Source organism: Thiobacillus sp. 65-1402 (genome assembly GCF_001897685.1).
GTDB lineage: Bacteria > Pseudomonadota > Gammaproteobacteria > Burkholderiales > Thiobacillaceae > Thiobacillus.
On record NZ_MKUG01000203.1, the window covers coordinates 1 to 5,255 of the forward strand.

General features: G+C 69.9%; 7 protein-coding genes. All 7 read right to left on the minus strand.

From position 1 onward, the window contains the following. On the minus strand, window positions 1-697 hold a 697-nt coding region (gene fliP / locus BGO62_RS14845), incomplete at its 3' end, for a flagellar type III secretion system pore protein FliP (RefSeq protein ID WP_296643904.1). Continuing rightward, window positions 694-1,038 carry a flagellar biosynthetic protein FliO gene (gene fliO / locus BGO62_RS14850; protein ID WP_296643906.1) on the minus strand — a complete coding sequence of 115 codons (345 nt, stop codon included), beginning with the start codon at window positions 1,036-1,038 and terminating at the stop codon, window positions 694-696. The genes fliP and fliO, both read right to left, overlap by 4 nt. Next, window positions 1,031-1,495, minus strand: a complete 465-nt coding sequence (locus tag BGO62_RS14855) for a hypothetical protein (protein ID WP_296643908.1) — start codon at window positions 1,493-1,495, stop codon at window positions 1,031-1,033. Before BGO62_RS14855 ends, fliO begins: the two co-directional genes overlap by 8 nt. Beyond that, window positions 1,495-1,947 (minus strand): flagellar FliJ family protein, encoded by a 453-nt coding sequence (locus tag BGO62_RS14860; RefSeq protein ID WP_296643910.1) that lies wholly within the window; start codon window positions 1,945-1,947, stop codon window positions 1,495-1,497. Before BGO62_RS14860 ends, BGO62_RS14855 begins: the two co-directional genes overlap by 1 nt. Beyond that, on the minus strand, window positions 1,944-3,338 hold the full coding sequence (gene fliI, locus BGO62_RS14865) for a flagellar protein export ATPase FliI (RefSeq protein WP_296643912.1): 1,395 nt from the start codon (window positions 3,336-3,338) through the stop codon (window positions 1,944-1,946). Before fliI ends, BGO62_RS14860 begins: the two co-directional genes overlap by 4 nt. 237 nt (window positions 3,339-3,575) lie before the next feature. Continuing rightward, complete coding sequence (locus BGO62_RS14870) at window positions 3,576-4,175, minus strand: FliH/SctL family protein (protein ID WP_296643914.1); 600 nt, start codon at window positions 4,173-4,175, stop codon at window positions 3,576-3,578. Continuing rightward, window positions 4,172-5,137: a FliG C-terminal domain-containing protein gene (locus BGO62_RS14875; protein WP_296643916.1), complete on the minus strand. Its 966-nt coding sequence runs from the start codon at window positions 5,135-5,137 to the stop codon at window positions 4,172-4,174. The genes BGO62_RS14870 and BGO62_RS14875 overlap by 4 nt, the downstream gene beginning before the upstream one ends. Window positions 5,138-5,255: the final 118 nt, after the last annotated feature.

Here is a 5,255-nt window from a genome sequence, read left to right on the forward strand (position 1 = left end):
GATGCCAGCCGTCGACCGTGACGAACAGCAACAGCTTCAAGGGCAGCGACACCAGTTGCGGCGGCAGCATGATCATGCCCAGCGCGGTCAGCACGGCGGCCACCACCAGGTCGATCACCAGGAACGGCAGCACCACCATGAAGCCGATCTGGAACGCGGTCTTGAGTTCGCTGGTGAGAAAGGCCGGCGCCAGCGCGGCCAGCGGCACGCTATCCGCCTGCTTCGGGTTAATGCGCTTGTCGTCGCCGATGAAGAGATCGAGATCCTCGGCGCGCGTCTGCCGCAGCATGAAGCTTTTCAGCGGCACCGCGGCCTGTTCGGCCGCCTCGTTGAATGTCAGCGCGCCGGAGAGATAAGGCTGATAGGCCTCGCTGTTGATAGTCTTCAACGCGGGCGACATCACGAAAATCGTCAGCAGCACCGCCAGCCCCATCAGCACCAGATTCGGCGGCGCAGTGTGGCTGCCCAGCCCCTGCCGCAGCAGGAACAGCACCACGGCGATGCGGGTGAAGGCCGTGAACGCCAGCAGCAAGGCCGGCAGGAACGGGAACAGCAGCAGCCACGGCAGGCTTGCGCCCGGCACCCCGATCACCTGCCCGCCCGCGCCGGGCGTCACACTCAGCAAGGGCATGCTGGTTTCCGCGCCCACGGCCGGCGCGCTCAGGCCCAGCGCGATCAACAGCAGTAGCGTTTTCATCGTACCCGCTCCGTCGGCAATTGCGCCTGCCCGGGCTTCGGCAGGGTATGCAGCAGCTGCACGTTGCCGCCGCCCACGCCCAGCAGCAGCCAGGTGTTGTCGACCTCGACCACCACCACGCGTTCGCGCGCCCCGACTGCGGTGGTTCCCACCACTTTGACTGCGCCTTGCGCCCCCATGCCCGGCAGATAGCGGCGGGCGAACCACGCCACCGCGACGAATCCGCCGAGGATCAGCGCCAGGCTCAGCAGCACCGTCAGCATGCTGCTGGCGGTGCCGGATGCGGCGAACGCCGGAAATGGAATCGACAGCAACGCGCCTGCGGCGACAAATTTAGCCATGCCGGATGACCTCCCGCGCCCAGCGCGTCATATCGGTTGTGTGGGACGGCAACTGCACGGCGAGCGTTGCCGTCACAGGATCGGTCGTGATGCGCCACGCCAGCGCGAGGGGCAGCGTGGGCGCCGCCGCATCCAGCCAGCACTCCGCCAGCATGGCGTCGAGGGTGCGCAGCAGGCTGCGGGGCACGAAGGGCGCCGCCTCCGCGTTCCGCCCGCCGAGGCGGCGTGCCAGCCACAGGCCGGCCAGCGCGGCATCGGGTTGCCAGCCGGGTGTCGCCGGCGCGCCGCCCGCTGCAGCGGCCGCCGGTGCCAGCGCTGCCACCTGAACCGGCAGACGCAGGCGCGCGCTCAGCGTCGCGGCAAGCTTGCGGGTCAGCCGCGCCTGCAAGGCCTCGGGCTCTGCGGGATGCGCCGTCAGAAAAGCGATTTCGGCGGGCGTCAGCTCAAGCAATCGCATCAGCGCACCCGGCGGCCGGCATCGCGCCGATGCGTCAGTTCGACCAGTTCGTCGTGATCGCGCTGTTCGATGCGCTTCTGCTGAACGGCGGCCTGCGCCAGATGGCGCTGCTCCAGCAGCCGCAAGGCTTTCACCCGTTGCTCGACCTGCATCCATTCGGCCAGCCGCGCCTGCCAGTCACGCTGCGCAGCGTCGATGGCGTCCTGGGCCGCCTGCATTTCAGCGGCCTGCGCGTGCTGCAAACGATTCATTTCCTGCAACTGCGCCGCCGCCACGCCGCCGCGCAATTCACCGGCCAGCTGCGCGATGTGGGCGTCGCGCAGCGCGGCAAGCTGCACCTGCCGGCCGCGCGCGCGCAGCCAGATGCCATGCGCGAGCTTGACCGCGCGCGCCAGCGTTTCGCCGCGCCGCTCCGCCAGCTGCAGCACCCGCGCCAGGGCAAACGGCTTCACCCGAGCACCTCATCGAGGGCCGCGCGCGCGGCCTCCAGCGGCGCGCGCTCGCGCACGCCCTGCATCAGGTAGCCCTGCATTCCGGGGTACAGCCGCACCCCTTCGTCGAGCACCAGGTCGGCACCCGGCACGTAGGCGCCGACGGCGAGCAGGTCGCGGCTGCGCATGTAGCGCGAATAGAGATACTTGAAGCGGCGCACGCGTTCCAGCGCCTCCTCGGAGAGCAGGTCTGGCTGCGCCCGGCTGATCGAGGCTTCGATGTCGATCGCCGGGTAGTGGCCGGCGTCGGCGAGGTCGCGCGACAGCACGATGTGGCCGTCGAGGATGGCGCGCGCGGCGTCGGCGATCGGATCCTGCTGGTCGTCGCCTTCCATCAGCACGGTGAAGAACGCGGTGATCGAGCCGCTGCCGCTGCGGCCGTTGCCGGCGCGCTCGGCCAGTTGCGGCAGCTTGGCGAACACCGACGGCGGATAGCCCTTGGTGGCGGGCGGTTCGCCGATCGCCAGCGCCACCTCGCGCTGCGCCATCGCGTAGCGGGTCAGCGAATCCATGATCAGCAGCACGTGCTTGCCCTGGTCGCGGAAATATTCGGCGATCGACATCGCATACGCCGCGCCGTTCAGCCGCATCAGCGGCGGATGGTCGGCCGGCGCGGCCACCACCACCGCGCGCGCCATGCCTTCGGCGCCGAGGATGCGGTCGATGAATTCCTTGACCTCGCGCCCGCGTTCGCCGATCAGGCCGACGACCACGATGTCGGCTTCGGTCATGCGCGCCATCATGCCGAGCAAAATGCTCTTGCCGACGCCGCTGCCGGCAAACAGGCCGAGCCGCTGCCCGCGCCCCACCGTCAGCAGGCCGTTGATCGCGCGCACGCCGACGTCGAGCGTCTGCCGGATCGGCGCGCGCTCGAGCGGGTTGATCGGACGGCTGTACAGCGGCACCCGGCGCTCCAGCGACAGTGTCCCGAGTCCATCGAGCGGGCGGCCGGCGCCGTCGAGCACGCGGCCGAGGAGGCCGTCGCCGACCGGCACCTGGCGCACCCGGTCCTGCGCGCGGCGGCGCGGCACGTAGCGCATGCCCAGGCGTGGCGGCTGCGCCGCCAGCGGGTCGTCGGGGATCACCCGCGCCCCCGGCATCACGCCGTAGATGTCGGTGGCTGGCATGATGAACAGGCGGTCGCCGGAAAACCCGGCCACCTCGGCCTCGATGCTCTGCCCGCCGGGAATCTGGATGTGGCACTGGCTGCCCACCGGCAGGCGCAGGCCCACCGCCTCCATCACCAGTCCGGACACCCGGGTCAGCCGCCCGCTGGTGGCGATCGGTGTCGCCCAGCCCACCGCACGGCGGCAGTCGGCCAGGTATTCGCGCAGGCGGACGATGCGCTCCATTTATCCTTGGAACCCCGGTTGGGCGCGTTCAAGTGCGCGGCTGCCGGGTCGGCTGGCAAGGCGCAACGAGGCAGCATGGCCATTCCATGCAACGAGGCGCAACGCCGCCAGAGGGCTCGACAGTCGTGCAATCGAATGCGTAGCGATTTTTGCTGACAAGGAAATGTCTGGGCTGTAATCACGGAAAAAGGATGATAACGATTGCATGGCGAGAGCGGTCGACCGGGGTTCCAAGGATTATTCGACCCAGTTCAGGTTGGAACCGAGCACCTGCACCACCTGGCGCCAGCGCGCCGGCAGGGTGGCGTCGAGGTCGCCCTGCGAGGTTTCGATCAGGCAGCCGCCGCGCACGATGCGCACGTCTTCCACGATGCGCAGGCGGTTCTTGTCGAGCACCTGGTCGAGATGCGGGCGCACCAGCGCGGCGTCGTCCGGATTCAGCAGCAGGCGCGCTTCGCGGCTGGTTTCCGCCATCTGTTTCAGCGCCAGGTTGACCACATCGAGGATGCGTTCGGGATGCGCCGCGAGTTCGCCCGCCACCACCTGGCGCGCCACGTCGAGCGCGAGTTCGAGCACCATGTCGGCGAGGCGGAAATCGAGGTTGTCGAGGGTCGAGGCAAAGCTTTCGGCCAGCTGCTTCATGCGCCCGCAGGCCTGCTCCCCTTCCAGCCGTCCGGCGGCCAGTCCTTCGGCGTAGCCCTCGGCGCGCGCGGCCTCGCGCAGGCCGGCCAGCTCGGCCTCGGGGTCCGCGGCCGGCGGCGGCGCCTCGCCTGCCGGCGCAGCCAGTTCCACCACCTCCCACTGTTCGAATGCGGTGGTGTCTTCGTGTGTGCTCATGCCGCCTCCTCTTGCGGGAACGGGATCGCCCCCTCTGCCGCCAGCCGCCGCAAGGTGGCGCCGGCATCGTCCTGCGCGGCCTGGATCGCGGTCACCGGCAAGGCGCCCAGGGTGTCGAGATCATCGCGCATGCGCCGTGCCGCGGTCGGGCTCATCACCGCAGTGAGCGCGTCGAGCACCCGCCCGTCGCTGCCCTTCAGCGCATGCAGCAGGGTGCGTGCGCCGATATTGCGCAAAAAGGTCTTGCGGCCCGCTTCGCTCAGCCGTGCCAGATCCTCGAACGCGAGATTGCGCACGCGCAGGCGCGCGGCCAGATCCGCGTCGTTCCGATCGAGCTGGCTCAAGGCGGCTGCGGCACTGCCCTCGCTCATCTGTCCCAGCAGGCTGGCGACTGCGGCCTCGCCCTGCGGCGGCGCGGCGGCTTCCTGGCCGGCCAGCCAGTCGTCCAGCTCGCGCAGCATGTCGGGGCTGGGCGCCTCGCTGTGCGCCAGGCTCAACAAGGTATCGGCACGGCTCCTGGCGGGCAGCAGTTCGAGCACGGCGGCAGCGACGTCGCGCGGCAGATGCGTCACGACCACCGCGATCAATTGCGGCGGCTGCGCCTCCAGCAGGCCGGCGATTTCCGCCGGTTCGCGCCAGGCCAGCTTTTCCAGCGACTGCGCACTCGCGGCGCCCAGCCGCTGCAGCATCGACCGCGCGCGCTCCGGGCTCAGCGCCAGCTTCAGCGTTTCGTCGAGAAAGCGCCCGGTGTCGGCGGCGAATCCGGTCTGCTCGGCCGCTTCGGCCGCGTAATCGCGCAAAATGGTACGCACGCGTTCGCGCGGCAGCACTTCCAGTTCACGCATGGCGCTGCCCAGGCGGCTCACTTCCAGCGGACTCAGGTAGCGCAGCACGGCCGCCGTGGCCTCCTCGCCCAGGGCGAGCAGCAGCGCGGCGGATTTTTCGATCCCGGCCTGGCTCATGCGCGCATCCACAGCTTGACGACATCCGCCGCCACGCGCGGGTCGGCCAGCACCTGACCGCGGACCGCATCCAGTTCGGCGTCGAAATCATCCGCCTGCGTTTCGCTGGCGGGTGCCC

Excerpts from the sequence above, each read along its gene's own strand:
- fliO (WP_296643906.1), bottom strand. The coding sequence starts at position 1,038 with ATGGCTAAATTTGTCGCCGCAGGCGCGTTGCTGTCGATTCCATTTCCG.
- BGO62_RS14855 (WP_296643908.1), bottom strand. The coding sequence starts at position 1,495 with ATGCGATTGCTTGAGCTGACGCCCGCCGAAATCGCTTTTCTGACGGCG.
- fliI (WP_296643912.1), bottom strand. The coding sequence starts at position 3,338 with ATGGAGCGCATCGTCCGCCTGCGCGAATACCTGGCCGACTGCCGCCGT.
- BGO62_RS14870 (WP_296643914.1), bottom strand. The coding sequence starts at position 4,175 with ATGAGCACACACGAAGACACCACCGCATTCGAACAGTGGGAGGTGGTG.
- BGO62_RS14875 (WP_296643916.1), bottom strand. The coding sequence starts at position 5,137 with ATGAGCCAGGCCGGGATCGAAAAATCCGCCGCGCTGCTGCTCGCCCTG.